This window comes from Flavobacterium sp. PS2 (genome assembly GCF_046250155.1).
Taxonomy (GTDB): Bacteria; Bacteroidota; Bacteroidia; order Flavobacteriales; family Flavobacteriaceae; genus Flavobacterium.
On record NZ_CP176426.1, the window covers coordinates 3,547,530 to 3,563,177 of the forward strand.

The following is a 15,648-nucleotide window of genomic DNA, read 5'->3' on the forward strand; positions in this document are numbered from 1 at the left end:
ATTTCGTCTTCATAAGAAGACAGAGAGAAAATAGTGAGGGTTAAATAACGGAAATAAAGTTGAATCAACGAAAGTCTGCATTGAATTTAAAAAAATATAAAATGATAAATGAGAATAAAATAAGTATTCAAAACGGAAGGCTCATTGTTCCTTCTCACCCCATAATTCCTTTTATTGAGGGAGATGGTATAGGACCGGATATTTGGAGAGCATCAAAATTAGTTTTTGATGGAGCGGTACAGAGAGCTTATGGTGGTAAGAGAAAGATTCAGTGGAAAGAAGTTTATGCAGGGGAAAAAGCTTTTGGAAAAACCGGAAATTGGTTACCTGATGCAACAATTGAGGATATTAAGGAGTTTTTGGTAGCCATAAAAGGACCGCTAACAACACCAGTCGGTGGAGGCATGCGATCTCTTAATGTTGCGTTACGACAAAAACTTGACTTATATGCGTGTGTGAGACCTGTAAAATGGTATGCTGGTGTTCCTTCCCCAGTAAAAGCACCTGAAAAAGTAGATATGATCATTTTTAGAGAAAATACCGAAGATATTTATGCTGGTATTGAATGGATGGCTGGTACGCCAGAATTAGAGAGGGTTAAAGATTTTTTGATTAACGAGATGGCAGTTAAGGTTATTCGATTTCCAAACACAGTTTCAATAGGAATAAAACCAGTTTCAAAAGAAGGATCTGAACGACTTATTAGAGCTGCTCTTAAATACGCTGTAGAAAATAAAAAAAAATCAGTAACAATAGTACACAAAGGAAATATCATGAAATTTACTGAAGGTAAATTTAAAGAGTGGGGATATCAATTAGCAAAAGATGAATTTGGAGCCAAAGATTATGAAGGAGGACCTTGGCAAGTTATTGAAAAATATGGTAATAAAGTTATTGTAAAAGATGTAATAGCGGATGCTTTTTTGCAACAAATCATATTAAGACCTGAACAATATGATATTATTGCCACACTAAACCTTAATGGAGATTATATTTCGGATGCTTTGGCAGCAATAGTAGGCGGGATTGGAATTGCCCCAGGAGCAAACATTAATTACACAACTGGGGTTTCGATATTTGAAGCCACACATGGAACTGCTCCTAAATATAAAGATCTGGACAAAGTAAATCCTTCCTCTGAAATTCTTTCTGGAGTAATGATGTTGGAATATCTTGGTTGGCAGGAAGCGGCAGATCTCATACTTAAAGGTATTAAAGGAGCTATAAATAAAAAAACAGTTACTTATGATTTTGAGCGTTTGATGCAAGGTGCTACCTTACTTAAGTGTTCGGAATTTGGTCAAGCTGTTGTGGATAATATGGAGTAAGTCGATGGACACAAGAATAAAACTATATAATATCTTTAAACTAAAGTGTCCCAGATGCTATAAAGGGAATTTATTTACCAATCGAGGGCTTTTCGTATTTAATAAAATTTTTGACATGCCACAAAACTGTTTGCACTGCAATCAGGATTTTAAAATTGAGCCAGGCTTTTACTCTGCTGCTTTGTGGATTAGTTATCCAATAGTATTGATTGTTTTTATACCTCTATTATTCCTGGGATTGTATTTAAACGAGAACTATGAAATTTCATTTAAAATATTACTACCAGTTTTGGTGATTTTATGCTTTTTATTGCAAATCCCAATAATGCGAATATCCAGAGCTATTTTAATTCATTTAACTATTAATTATGTTCAGGGAGGTAAAAGAGGTGGTACTATTTAAGTATCAAATTAAAAATGAGGTATTTTCTGGGATGTACTAATTAAAAATAACAAAATATCATGCTTCGCAAATATTTAGAAGTTAAACTAAAAATAAAACGGAGGACTTTATGGTTATCTTTAAAGTTTCTCCGTTTTTTAAATAGATAGTTAGAATTCTTACCTAGTTAAATAGATTATTTTAATCTATATTTTTAAAGTACTCTCTCAATAGAGAATACTACCCTGTTAGGGCTAATGGTTTATTTATGAGTGATTTAATGTTTAAACTGTTGCTTCTTCCAAGAGTTTGTATTGTCCTGTATTGAGGTTAGTTCTAATCTCTTTAAATACTGTTATAGTTCTTTCAACATCCTCCAGAGTATGTATCGCAGTTGGTATCAATCGTAAAATAATCATTCCTTTAGGTACAACTGGATATACTACCATAGAGCAGAATATTTGATGATTTTCTCGTAAGTCTCTAACCAAAGCAGTGGCTTCACCTATTGTTCCGTTAAGGTAGACAGGTGTAACAGGGGAATTGGTACTTCCTATATCAAAACCTGAATTAGTTAGGCCAATTTGTAAACTATTTGTTATTTTCCAAAGTTTTTCTCTAAGTTCTGGTTTAGTTCGCATTAAGTCCAATCGTTTTAAAGCGCCAAAAACCATTGGCATTGGTAGTGCTTTGGCAAATATTTGGGAGCGCATATTGTATTTTAGGAATAGTATTGCCTCTTTGGTACTGGCCACAAAAGCACCAATTCCTGCAAATGATTTAGCAAATGTGCCAAAATAAAAATCAATGCCATCTTGAACGCCTTGTTCTTCGCCAGTTCCTGCACGAGTATTTCCCATACAGCCAATACCATGGGCATCATCTACCAGTAGTGAAAAATTATATTTTTTCTTGAGTGCTACAATTTCTTTTAATTTACCCTGATCGCCACGCATACCAAAAACACCTTCAGTAATTACTAAGATTGCTCCTTTAGTTTCTTTCACTATCTTTTTGGCACGTTCGAGCTGTTTTTCACAGTCTTCAATGTTATTGTGTTTAAAAACAAAACGCTTTCCCTGGTGTAATCTCATTCCGTCAATAATACAGGCATGTGCCTCTGCGTCGTAAACGATAACATCTTTTCGGTCCACCAAATTATCAATGATAGAAAGCATTCCTTGATATCCATAATTCAATAAAAAAGCATCTTCTTTTTGAACATAATCTGCAATTTTTTCTTCAAACTCTTCATGTAGCCTGGTATTTCCACTCATCATGCGCGCTCCCATAGGATATGCAAGTCCGTAGCGGCGAGTACCTTCATTATCGGCATCTCTAACTTCTGGGTGATTTGCCAGTCCCAGATAATTATTCAAACTCCAAACTAATTTCTTCTTGCCATTAAAAAGCATTGTATTACTAATATCTCCTTCGAGTTTTGGGTAAGCATAATATCCATGTGCATAATAAGCATGATCGCCTAACGGACCAAGACGTGTATTTATTTTATCCATTATATTCATATGTTTCATATTGAGATGTTATGTTTTCTGTATATTTTCGGCCCATTTATAGGCTTTTTTTAAATTCATTTATAGTCTGAATTTCAGAATCATTTCTAAAAATTGTTTTGTCGTCAAGAAATCTAATAAAGTACAATCGGTACAATTCATTAGAGAGAATATTTTCAGTGGTAACTTTCCTTAACCCAATTATCTTTAATTTGAGAACTCCTTTTAGCAGCAATGCTTCTTTATTTTTTTGCATGGTAAGTTTATCTTTCACGATGGTTAAATTTTTTTACCCAAAAGTTAAGTATTCCCCTAAGGCAGTATATTGTAAGTTGAAACTTTCTGGAATTTCATCCCATAAGCTATAGTAAGTAACAAGTCTCATACCTAAGGGGACTTTCTCGAGGAGGGTTCTCCTATAATTAGGATATTAGGAAATACAAACTTTTATACTATATAATAGTTGGACCACCACCAATTATCTCTTGGTTAGCAAAGGATTCAAAGGTTTTAAAGTTCTCTACAAATTGTGCAGCAAGACTTTGAGCCTTTTTATCGTATGCGGATTTATCATTCCAAGTATTCTTAGGATTTAATATTTCCGATGGTACACCTTCGCATTGCGCAGGCATTTGTAATCCAAATACAGAATGTTGTATATAGTCTACTTTATTAAGTTTATCTTCAAGAACAGCTGTTATCATAGTTCTGGTGTAGGAAAGTTTAATTCGTTCTCCAACGCCATAAGCACCACCTGACCATCCTGTGTTGATGAGCCAAACGTTAACATTATTTTCTTTGAGTTTTTTTCCCAATAGTTCAGCATATTTAGTTGGATGTAGGGGTAAAAAAGGTTTTCCAAAACAAGCCGAAAACGTAGTTTGTGGTTCTGTAATTCCGGCTTCGGTTCCTGCTACCTTAGCGGTGTATCCTGAAATAAAATGGTACATAGCTTGCCCGATAGTTAGTTTTGAAATAGGAGGTAGTACTCCAAAAGCATCACAAGTAAGAAAGAAAATATTTTTTGGGACACTACCAATAGATGGATTTATGGCGTTATCAATAAAATGGATTGGATAGGCTGCCCTAGTATTTTCAGTTACTGAAATATTATCATAATCAACTATATTAGTTCCTTCAAAGAATCGAACATTCTCAAGTAAAGTCCCGAAACGCACTGCTGAAAAAATTTGAGGTTCTTTTTCTTTACTTAGATTCACACATTTAGCATAACAGCCTCCTTCAAAATTAAAAACACTATCATTATCCCATCCATGTTCGTCGTCACCGATTAATTTTCTTAAAGGATCTGCAGATAGGGTTGTTTTACCAGTACCTGATAAACCAAAAAATACAGAAGTATCACCATCTTTGCCAATATTAGCAGAGCAATGCATTGATAGTATGTCTTTTTCGTGAGGAAGAATATAATTTAGAACCGTAAAAATTCCTTTTTTAATTTCACCTGTATACGCACTACCCCCAATAAGTATTATTTTTTTGGTAAAGTTTATAATTGTAAAATTATGTTGTCGGGTTTTATCAATTTTAGGTTCTGCCTTAAATTCGGGTGCAACAAGTATCAACCATTCGTGTTGGAAAGTTTCGAGTTCTTTTTCTGTAGGTCTTAAAAAAAGATTGTTAACAAAGAGGCTTTGCCAAGGATTATCGGTAATCACTCTTACATTTAATTGGTATTCTTTTTTTGCACATGCATAAACGTCTTTAATATAAATAGCTCTATTAGAAAGATGAACAGTAACACGATCGTATAGTTTATCAAAATCCTCTGGTAAGAACGGATGATTTACTTCTCCCCACCAAACAGAATCTTTGGTTTTTTCGTCTCTTACAATATATTTATCTTTGGGAGAGCGACCTGTAAATTCGCCTGTATCACAGGCTAATGCACCTGAACTAGTTATAATTCCTTGTTTTTTCTTTACTGTATGTGTTACTAATTTAAGTTCAGGCAAATTCCAGAAGATTTCTTTATTTGATTTGATACCAATATTCTTTAGCTGTTCTGTATTTTTCATAATTTATTATTGCAAGAAAGGTTAATTGCTCATGCAAAAATACGTTGGCTAAGAGGAGATTTAAATGACTAAGAATATGTTGGAATTTGATTTAAATCAATAACGGAAAGTGAAGAGGAAAAATAGTGTAGCTTTGGAATTGATTATGATTTCTAAATTTATCTTCAATAATCAATATCTTTTAAATGAACTTCCTAAGGAGGATAAGGAAATGCTCGAAAGAGTTAGTTGAAATAGCCAATTTTTAATTTTTAATTTTAAAATAAAGCTTCCCCAAACGGTAAAACACTAAAGTGCTAATTACAAAAAATTCAATTCTAGATAAGCATTGATTTCTAAAATTTGATTATCTGAACTTAAATCATTATCATGTTCAAACATCAGGGCTCTAAAAGGAATCTAAGACATAATCTTAAAATTGCTTCTCTATTATCGTTTGTAGCTGGGCTAGTAAACGTAGCAGGTTTTTTGGCCGTTCAAAAGTTAACTACAAACGTAACGGGCCATTTTGCTTTTTTTGTAGACGAAGTCTTTAAGCTTAATTTCAAACAAGGATTTATTTATTTTTTATATATATTCTTTTTTTTTATGGGATCTTTTTTTTCCAGCCTAGTTGTAGAATATCTTTTACGAAAAAACGAAAAATACAGTTACATAGTTCCAACAGCAATTGAAAGTATTATTTTATTTTGTGTTGCTATTTTTGGAAAGTATTTAATTAGTGGAAGTCCTGATTTTATAGCCTATACTTTACTTTTTGCAATGGGTTTACAGAATTCACTGGTAACAAAAATTTCTAATGCAACAGTTCGGACAACCCATTTAACAGGACTTTTTACTGATCTTGGAATTGAATTGTCCCAATTATTTTTTTATAAGGAATCAAGCTTTAGAGAAAAGTTATTTATTTCCATAAAATTGCGTGGCACTATTATCAGCTTCTTTTTTGTTGGTGGGATTGTTGGTGGGTTTTTTTATTCTAATATTGAATTACATGTCTTGTTTATCGGAGTAGCAGCTTTGTTAGTAGGATTGATATATGACAGGGTCAGGTTTAATCTGGTGTTATTGAAGAGAAAGTATAGGCGAGTAGTGAATATTTCATCAGATAATATGTAAAAACCTGCTTGGAGGATCTTATCGTATCTAAGAATTGTATTTAGACTCAAAAGGTTATTTTTATCGATGTTATTATTCTTTAAGCAACATATTTTAAGTTAAGGTTTATTTTAAGCCATTGAGATGTCGATGAGATAATAAAAATATGTGGAGTTCAAATTGACCTTGTAAAGATTTAACTTTAAGTATATAAAATTGTATTAGTGCTCCAAAAATTAACAAGCCAGTCTTTATTTTGTTCCTATTTTGAAGTACAAAATAGGAACAAAATAATATAAGATGACTAGAAACAAATTAGAGGAAATTATATAATAAGTACATTAATAAATATATTTTTCTTTATTTTCCGGAATTAGAAATAATAACTTTTTGTATAGTTTTTAAAGTGTCTACAGTCAATAATTCAACTATGTATATCCCAGAACTTAACCCACTAGTCGAAAAATAATAATGCTGGTTATTTCCGAGTATTTCCTTTGACAAAATTATTCTTCCTAACATATCATATACTATTACCGACTTAATGTCAACTTGGGTTGTATTGGAAATCATTAACTTCTGATCTGTATTATTTTGATTAATGGTAAATGTTGGCTTTGTTAAATCTTTTGTATTTAATTTTTTTTCGTCTATAAAAGTAATTTTAAACCTGTCGCTATATATTCCTTTCGGAACTGTTACTTCGTACACACTATTTTTTATATCATGATAAGAATCATCCAAGGCGTCATGGATATAAATAGCCTGAGAAAGATCAAAGTTTATTACCTCAGGAACATAGAATTTTATGGTGGTATTATTTGTGGCTTTTACTGCTAAAGGTATTTTTTTAGTTTCTTCAAAATTGACTCCTTGAATTACATAATTCTTATCTTCCAGTAAAAAACTGACATCATTGGGAAGTGATGCATCCATATTTAGTGCATCAATTCCATAATCAACCCCATCTGTTGCTTCGGGTAAGAAAGCCAATGCCAGCTGTCTGGTAAATTGATTATTAAGTATTGCATTTAACTTAAAATAGGGGGTATTAGGTATAGACTCACTAATTTTTGAAGCTTTATTTTTAGCAGGACGCTCAAATTGAGTCAACGGATTCCCTTCTTTATAATACGCTCTATGCGAATTTTTTAAAGTAACTGTTCCTGTTATTCTACCATTTAAAATAAATCCTTGACCAATGGGTGAATATTTTCGTGCAATTACCAATCCTGAAGAGGTACCTGTTGTATTTAAAGAACCATCATCATTATACGAATTAAAAGTAGCTGGTACATACACTCCATTACTCCCCAAACTTATGGGTGAGTAACTCCCGTATCCTGCTCTATAATTGGCAATGAAATGAGAATTTACAGCTTTGTTTTGTTCCCAAAAGTAAGCAATTCCTGTTCCGGCAGTATTGTCAGTGTCCAAAAGAAAAGCATTAAGATGTAAAGCTGATGGATATGGATTTCCTGACAAGGTTGCATTATTAAGCCCTAAACTTACCGTAATATTACCATCATTTGGTCTGCCTCTAAAATCATATCGTTGTGCACCAATTCCTCCAGGATTGTTCTGAACACCATTGCTTTCGGCATCTAAATTATCGGTTCCGCCAGTACCTTTCATTGTAAATCCTTCCCCCGAAGCAATAGTACTGGCACCGCCGATGTAAATCCATTGAGAATAACTATTAGCATTAATTAATTTATAAATCCATCGTGCCGCTATCGAAAGCGGATTCGAAATTCCATCCTTAGTGGCTAGTGGCAATACTATAGCTACTTCAGCTGTCGTAGCCGATAAAGGTCTATTTAGCATTGTAATGCCAAAATTTCCATTTCCTGTAGCAGCAGTATTCCCAATAGGAGAACACCAATAATTATAATCAAAATTATCCGAAGTTCCTTCTTGATATACAGATACTATTCCTATTCCACTATTTAGAGATGTACTAGTCGTTCCCTGAACTAATTGCGAACGGTTCCTTAAATAGAGAATAGAATTTGACTGCAAATTAATATCCTGCTTAACATAAAGCAATTCATTCTTTACATACATAGCTGTATTAGTTCCGAAATAAATTTGAGAAAAGGAGTTTAAGGAAAACAACAAGATTACTAGTAGTATTATTTTTTTCATAATCTTGTTTTTGTGTTATTTATACAAACTTTCTCAACAACTTTTTCCTGTTTATCTTCTAGAATTAATAATGATGTTTGGGATGGTATCGGTATCTTTTTTTTCTTTCTAATAACATAAATAGCCAATAAAAGCCCCGAAATCATTAATAATGGTATACCATTATCAATAGGTAATTCTGGCTGCGGATCACCAGGTGCTGGAGGTGCTTGCGCAGAAACAACGGCATGTACTAAAAGTAATGTAGCAATTATAAAGAGTAATCTAATATTTATAGGTTCCATAAGTTTTATTTATTTTATGAACAGTTATATGTTCATCTTGGGATTAAATACACCAGCACATTCAGAAATTACAAAAAGTAAATTCTGAGCTGCAAAATGGTTTTGGTAAAAAAACTTATACTATTTTATGGTCATGTTAAATGAACGAACCGTAACACTTTGTGTATTGGCATTATTACGTTTTATCCATAACTCTATAGAGTCTCCTGTATTGAGCATAACAGAACCTTGTATGGGAAATGATTGAACATAACCCGCATTAGTGTCAATAAAAGTCTCAGAAGATAGTTGAGGATCTGTTCCTCCTGCAGCAGGTATTCGTACAAAATAAAATATATACTCTGTATTCCCAACCCCTAACGTACTCACAAAAGACAAAGCACAATTCACTTGAAATATCCTGGGCTTTTTGCCCATATAGGTGATATTATTGTTTGTAGTTGCCGTAGCCCTATAAAGATTAGCAGTTAATCCTGCTGTAATAGCCAATTTTGTACCAGTACCAGTTGTACCAATAGGAGTTGCAGTTTGGGTTGTACCAGCACGATTTAAATATACTGATCCTGTTGCTCCTGAATCACCTTCGGTAGGGATTCCTGTACACTTTGCTGACCAATTATTATTAAAATTAAATCCTGTGTAGGTAGCTGGGCTATATCCGTTTACATATTTCCCAGTGGTTAGTGCACCTGTAAATATAACCGTTTCTACTACTGCATCACCCTGAATTACGGGATTAGCCGAAACATCAAATCCTACACTGGCTCCAATAACTTCACTAAATCCTCCTTGTTTGGCTACTAAGCCGAAAGTACCTTGTAATTTTTCATAGGTACCTGCATTGTTACCAAACCATCCCGCATTACTAAGTAGTAACTTACTAATATCCTGATATACTATTCCCGCTCCATTCCCGATATATTGAACAATACTAACAAAAACGAAGGCAAAATTTTGTAGTTTACCTACAGTCGCTGAACTTGCAACAATACAGTCTCTAATAATAATACTCTGTGTTAAAGTACCTGAACCAGTAATATTAAAAACATTTCCTCCAGTAGCTGTTAATGTCAGCACTCTTATAGACCCACCAGTGGTACCCGAAAAAAGATCACCAGAAGCTTTAATAAGTTTATCCTCTGTAGAATCTTGTCCAATTATATAACAACCATTTAGTTCAATGGGCAAATCAACATTGATAGCGCCATTAATTTCATAAAGTGTAGTGGAATCCATAAGATATTTTGTACCTCCACCAGCAGTTTTTTCAGTAGCCAAAACCGTAGCTAATACGTCAGTTGATTTTATTAATTTATATTTTAAACGTCCCTGTTTGTCCCCACTTAACTGAATCCATACTAAGGTAGGCGTATCATAATAATAAAAATTTCCAACAGTTGTGTCAAAAACCAATAAGCCATTGGCAGGAGTTGTAATTGCAATTCTTTGCACCGAAGTCATTCGTGGGGTAATCAGTCCCTGAGTAGTAGATTCGATATGTAGTATCGAAGAAGCATGAGGAGTGACTGTTCCAATTCCAATTTGAGCACTTGTCAGTTGCGTGACAAAAAAGAAAAACAAGTAGATTTTTTTCATAAGTAGGTTTAGTTTAAAATATAGACTTGGGGTCTTTAGTAAACGTAACCTTTAATTAAGGAATTACTAGAATTAAATAATAATATTTGAAAATTATATATTATTTATTGCTTTTTATTAGAAATAATTCAACAAAATAAACAAAAACCTCCATGAATTTATTTGTTAGTTTCAACAGTGGGAATCACAGCTGGCAACTATTTGAACTTCAGAAAATTGAATATAAAATGGTCTTTCTTAGTTATAAATAGAATCGAAATAAATAAAAATTAATTGTAGTGTATATCTTAGGAAAATTTCAGATGATTTTTTTATAATGAATGAGTCCTAAATAATTACATGGTTTATGTGTTTTTATTAGGCTGCCATTTTAATCTGTTTTAATAAAACAGATGTGACCGAACCCTTATCTTAAATCATACCTATAATCTAAAGGTTTTTTTGCATTGCTAAAGTACTACAGTATTTTCAGGTTTTCTGAATCTGCATTTGAGCCCTGTAAAATAAATTATAACAAAAATCTTACGCTCACTCAGTATTATTTTGGCAAACATCTACTTCTTGCAATTGTAATGTTGAGTTGTCTCAGGCATCTCAGGTTATGCCAAAAATGGTATAAACCCAATGACAGTAACTACAATTACAAAAGTAAACAGGTTGCTAATATGTCCAAATAAAATTTGCAACTAATTTTTTTTAAAATAACTGAATCGTTATGATAATTATCATCCTTTTACCATCATAGCAAGCGCACATTTACATCAGAATAATGATTACTCCTCAGTAAATATGCTTGCAAGCTTTGCAGAATTTAGTAATAATCCTTTCAATAAAGTATTTAGAAATACTTATAACAATTTATTAAATAATTAGAAATTAATTTTATTATGAAAACTACAAGAAAAGAGCATGATTTTTTAGGTGAATTAGAAATCCCGAATCATTTATATTACGGTATACAGACTTTTAGAGCCGTAGAAAATTTTAATATTACAGGTATCTCAATTTCAAAAGAGCCTTTGTTTATTAAAGCCTTAGGATATGTAAAAAAAGCTGCTGCATTAGCAAATAAAGATTGTGGTGTTTTAGATGCAAAAATTACCGAAGCTATTTGTTATGGAAGTGACCAGCTTATTGCAGGTAAATTTGATCAGGAGTTTGTTAGTGATTTGATTCAGGGTGGTGCTGGAACGTCAGTAAACATGAATGCAAATGAAGTAATCGCAAATATTGGGCTGGAATATTTAGGTCATAAAAAAGGAGAATATAATTTCCTGCATCCTAACAATCATGTAAACTGTTCTCAGTCTACGAATGATGCATATCCGTCAGCATTTAGAATTGCACTTTATCTAAAAATGGATCGCTTTATTGCTATTTTAAGCAGTTTAGAAGTTGCTTTTTCTGAAAAAGGAGTGGAGTTTAAAAGGGTATTAAAAATGGGACGTACACAATTACAAGATGCAGTTCCTATGACTTTGGGGCAAGAGTTTCATGCCTATGCAACTACAATTGGAGAAGATATTAAGAGATTAAAAGAGGCACAAAGTTTATTGTTAGAAATTAATATGGGAGCAACTGCTATTGGAACTAAAGTAAATGCTCCAGAAGGTTATCCTGAGATTTGTGTGGATTATTTAGTGAAAGAAGTAGGTATTCCCCTAACATTGTCTCCAGATTTAATTGAAGCAACAGTTGATACAGGTGCATATGTTCAAATTATGGGCACTCTAAAAAGAACTGCGGTTAAAATCACTAAAATCTGTAACGATTTACGTTTGTTAAGTTCAGGTCCAAGAACAGGATTTAATGAAATTAATTTGCCAGCATGTCAACCGGGATCTTCAATTATGCCAGGAAAAGTAAATCCTGTAATTCCAGAAGTAGTAAATCAGACTTGTTTTTATGTTGTTGGTCAAGATTTAACAGTGACGTTGGCAGCATCAGCAGGTCAGTTACAATTAAATGTTATGGAACCAGTAATTGCTTTTGCGATGTTTACTTCATTAGATTATTTGGGTAATGCAATTGAAACCTTAGTTGATAAATGTATTGTTGGAATTACAGCTAATACGGATCATTGTTTTAATATGGTTATGAATAGTATTGGAATTGTTACACAACTGAATCCAATTCTTGGATATGAAGTATGCGCTGGTATAGCTGGAGAAGCACTTAAAACAAACAAAAGTATACATCAAATTGTAGTAATAGAACGTAAGGAAATTACTCAAGACAAATGGGATGAGATTTATTCATTAGAAAATTTGATAAACCCAAAATTCATAAATTCATAAATAGCTATGAATGTTCAGACTCCAGCCATTTTATCGTTAAGGTAGTAGCAAACGAAAATGATAAAAGAATAGTTTGTAATGGTTTGATAGTCTGTTGTATTAATGCTTCTGTAAGTAATTCACTTGGAACACATCCAGAAAAGATATTGTTGTATAAAACTCAAATACAACAGATTCAAGTGGTTTACTTTACTTAATGAAGATAACACTGCCCTTTTTTTATTGTTGGGGATAATCTTAATCCTCAAATGATAGCGTTTTATTACTATTTCCTTTTTTGAAAATAGCTGATAGAACAAAGATTCAAAAATATTTTTAGAAATAGTATTCAATTATAATTGGAAGGAGTCCTGCTTTTAGGTACCTCCTGGTATAATTGTGGACTAAATCAAATCAATTTAAAACAATTATTATGTTCTGGATAGAATTTTCAATCCTTTTAATCGCGATTCTTATCGGATCACGAATGAAAGGTATAGGTCTCGGTGTAATGGGGATTTTCGGATTAGTGATTTTCGTACTAGGATTTCATATGAAACCAACGGAGCCGCCTATGGATGTTATGTTAATTATTATTGCTATTGTAACCACAGCAGCAACCCTTCAAGCGTCAGGAGGACTAGATTACTTGGTAAGTTTAGCCGAAAAAGTAATTCGAAATAATCCTTCAAATGTTACTTTTATTGCTCCTTTTGCAACTTATTTTTTGTGCTTATTTGCTGGAACTTCCCACATAGTGTATTCTATATTACCCATCATTTCTGAAGTTGCTACAAAGAAAAGAATACGCCCAGAGCGCCCTCTTAGTATATCGGTAATTGCCTCACATTTAGCTTTAACAGGAAGTCCTATTAGTGCATGTACAGCAGCTCTTGTAGTGTTATTAGGTTACCCGGGAGCTCTTTTTGATGTCATGATGATTGCTATTCCTGCTGGTCTTGTTGGGACATTAGTTGCTTGTTTTGTGATTAGAAAAAAAGGAGTTGAGTTAAATCAAGATCCTATATTTATTGAGAAAATGAAAGATCCACAGTTTGCTAAAAGTATTGATTCCAATACAGAAGGCAATGAAACAAAAGTAAGAACCGGAGCTAAAACTGCGGTTATGATCTTTAGTGTTGCAATTTTACTAATTGTAATTGCTGGAGCCTTTCCAGGTTTATTACCCAATTTTGGACCAGGAACAAAAAATTTAGTTCTTAAAGACGATGGAACAGTTTCAATGGTAGCGGTTATTTGTTTAATCACTTTATCTGCCTCTGCTGCGATGATGTTAATTACAAAAACGAGCGCAGTTGCTGTTACCCAAGTTAGTTTATTCAGTTCTATGGCTTCGGCAGTTATATCTGTTTTTGGAGTAGTCTGGATGGCTTCTACTTTTATGGAAAATAATTCGGTTGTCATCAAAGAGTCTTTAGGTAGCGTTGTTACTGCTTATCCTTGGACATTTGCTATAGCCTTATTTCTTTTAGGAATCATAATGTTTAGTCAGGCAGCAGCTGTTAAGACGATGATACCATTGGGTATTGCTTTGGGGCTTTCCCCTTTAGTTCTGATAGCTTCCTTTCCTACGGTAAATAGTTTCTTCGTATTACCGGGTTATCCGACATTATTAGCAGCTATCAGTTTTGACAGAACCGGAAGTACAAAAATCGGTAAATATGTTATCAATCATAGTTTTAATCTACCTGGTATTGTTGCTACTGTTGTTGCGGTTGCGGTTGGTTTTTTGATCGGTTCAATTATTTTATAAAAGAATTATGAAAACTATAAGTAATATAAAAAGAGGGTTGTTTTGTTTCATTGTTTTATTGATCCCAATTAGTATTCTTGCGCAAGAACAAAGCGAGAACCTTGAGATGTATCAGTCTATAATTCCTACGTCCAAGCAATCTTTATTAAGAGATATAGATGTTATTTTTAATACTCGTTTTGGATTTAATTCTGAATTTAAAAATGGGGATTATTCAAAATCAGTGTTTTCAGTTAGTCAATTCAGACTCGAAATAAAAGGAAAGATTCATGAAAAAGTGAGTTTTAGATTTCGTGACAGATACACCAGAACGCCTAAAATAGGTAGTCAGGATAACATAAACAGAACGACAGATATTGCCGCTTTATTTATTGATTTTACACCTAGAACCAAATTTTCTATGGGAAAACTATTGGCTGATTTGGGAGGGTATGAATTTGATATGAATGCAATTTATATTTTAGAGTATAATGATATTTTAGAAAACTCTGATCACAATTTAACAGGAGCGGGTATATCCCATAAGTTAAGAGATGGCAAGAACACATTAAAGTTTCAAATATTAGATTCAAGAACAAACATTTTAAAAGAACAATACGATAATAATATACCAGATGGGACAGTAGAATCGAAAACGGCTTTGGCATTTGTAAGTAATTGGCAAGGAAGCTTTTTTGGAGGAAAATTTGAAACGTCTTATAGCTATGGTTTTTTTAATGAAGCCAAAAATACAAGCATGAATTATATCGCACTTGGGAATAAGTTTAAAAGCAATAAATTATTGTTGTATTACGATTTTAAGTATAGTGCAGAAGATTTAGACCGTAGAGGTATTGTTCAAAAATTAGTTAAAGGAGATGATGCATCAAAAGATGTAGTATATGTCGAAAATTGGTTAAGAGCAGAGTATAGAGTTAAACCCAAAGTGAATTTAGTATTAACCCTCATGACCCACAATTCGTATTGGAACGGCAATCCTGATGTTAATGCATCCAACAAATTGTTTATTAGCTATGGTCTGATTCCGACTGTTGAATACTATCCTTTTAAAGATTTAAATCTGAAATTTTATTTAGGTTATATAGCCAGAAGATATGATTACTCCTCTTATGTTGAAAAAACGTTTGGATTGAAAGACGCTAATACAGGAAGACTAAGTTTTGGAATTATTGCCCCAATACTGGTTTTGTAATCAAATTTAGATTTTTC

At 32.9% G+C, this 15,648-nt stretch carries 12 protein-coding genes; 6 read left to right on the plus strand and 6 right to left on the minus strand.

What is annotated here, in order from left to right; genetic code table 11:
* Window positions 1–101 precede the first annotated feature (101 nt).
* Complete coding sequence (gene icd / locus ACJ6WR_RS15590; protein WP_039119060.1) at window positions 102–1,328, plus strand: NADP-dependent isocitrate dehydrogenase; 1,227 nt, start codon at window positions 102–104, stop codon at window positions 1,326–1,328.
* 4 nt (window positions 1,329–1,332) lie between these two features.
* A complete protein-coding gene (locus ACJ6WR_RS15595) occupies window positions 1,333–1,731 on the plus strand; it encodes a DUF983 domain-containing protein (RefSeq protein ID WP_409415708.1) in 399 nt (132 codons plus the stop codon).
* 263 nt (window positions 1,732–1,994) lie between these two features.
* Here ACJ6WR_RS15595 and ACJ6WR_RS15600 read toward each other — a convergent pair whose 3' ends face one another.
* The 3 genes from ACJ6WR_RS15600 to pckA all read right to left on the minus strand — a co-directional run bounded on the left by ACJ6WR_RS15600 (window position 1,995) and on the right by pckA (window position 5,263).
* Window positions 1,995–3,236, minus strand: a complete 1,242-nt coding sequence (locus ACJ6WR_RS15600) for an aminotransferase class I/II-fold pyridoxal phosphate-dependent enzyme (RefSeq protein WP_409417933.1) — start codon at window positions 3,234–3,236, stop codon at window positions 1,995–1,997.
* Window positions 3,237–3,282: 46 nt separating this feature from the next.
* On the minus strand, window positions 3,283–3,498 hold the full coding sequence (locus ACJ6WR_RS15605) for a hypothetical protein (RefSeq protein ID WP_409415709.1): 216 nt from the start codon (window positions 3,496–3,498) through the stop codon (window positions 3,283–3,285).
* Between the two features lie 178 nt (window positions 3,499–3,676).
* On the minus strand, window positions 3,677–5,263 hold the full coding sequence (gene pckA / locus ACJ6WR_RS15610) for a phosphoenolpyruvate carboxykinase (ATP) (RefSeq protein ID WP_409415710.1): 1,587 nt from the start codon (window positions 5,261–5,263) through the stop codon (window positions 3,677–3,679).
* A gap of 369 nt (window positions 5,264–5,632) precedes the next feature.
* Between pckA and ACJ6WR_RS15615 the strand changes: the two genes are divergently transcribed.
* Window positions 5,633–6,382: a YoaK family protein gene (locus tag ACJ6WR_RS15615; RefSeq protein WP_409415711.1), complete on the plus strand. Its 750-nt coding sequence runs from the start codon at window positions 5,633–5,635 to the stop codon at window positions 6,380–6,382.
* Between the two features lie 339 nt (window positions 6,383–6,721).
* On the opposite strand, the gene ACJ6WR_RS15620 is transcribed toward ACJ6WR_RS15615, so the two are convergent.
* From ACJ6WR_RS15620 to ACJ6WR_RS15630, 3 genes are all read right to left on the minus strand, one after another.
* On the minus strand, window positions 6,722–8,509 hold the full coding sequence (locus ACJ6WR_RS15620) for a T9SS type A sorting domain-containing protein (protein ID WP_409415712.1): 1,788 nt from the start codon (window positions 8,507–8,509) through the stop codon (window positions 6,722–6,724).
* Window positions 8,506–8,793, minus strand: a complete 288-nt coding sequence (locus ACJ6WR_RS15625) for a hypothetical protein (RefSeq protein WP_409415713.1) — start codon at window positions 8,791–8,793, stop codon at window positions 8,506–8,508. The genes ACJ6WR_RS15620 and ACJ6WR_RS15625 overlap by 4 nt, the downstream gene beginning before the upstream one ends.
* A gap of 120 nt (window positions 8,794–8,913) precedes the next feature.
* Window positions 8,914–10,389, minus strand: a complete 1,476-nt coding sequence (locus ACJ6WR_RS15630; protein WP_409415714.1) for a hypothetical protein — start codon at window positions 10,387–10,389, stop codon at window positions 8,914–8,916.
* An 887-nt stretch (window positions 10,390–11,276) separates the two neighbouring features.
* Here ACJ6WR_RS15630 and ACJ6WR_RS15635 point away from each other — a divergent pair.
* From ACJ6WR_RS15635 to ACJ6WR_RS15645, 3 genes are all read left to right on the plus strand, one after another.
* The gene (locus ACJ6WR_RS15635) at window positions 11,277–12,686 is read left to right on the plus strand and encodes an aspartate ammonia-lyase (RefSeq protein WP_409415715.1); all 1,410 of its coding nucleotides are present in this window, start codon (window positions 11,277–11,279) and stop codon (window positions 12,684–12,686) included.
* Between the two features lie 412 nt (window positions 12,687–13,098).
* Window positions 13,099–14,439 (plus strand): anaerobic C4-dicarboxylate transporter family protein, encoded by a 1,341-nt coding sequence (locus ACJ6WR_RS15640; RefSeq protein ID WP_409415716.1) that lies wholly within the window; start codon window positions 13,099–13,101, stop codon window positions 14,437–14,439.
* A gap of 7 nt (window positions 14,440–14,446) precedes the next feature.
* Window positions 14,447–15,631 carry a porin gene (locus ACJ6WR_RS15645; RefSeq protein WP_082017809.1) on the plus strand — a complete coding sequence of 395 codons (1,185 nt, stop codon included), beginning with the start codon at window positions 14,447–14,449 and terminating at the stop codon, window positions 15,629–15,631.
* The last annotated feature ends 17 nt before the right edge of the window (window positions 15,632–15,648 follow it).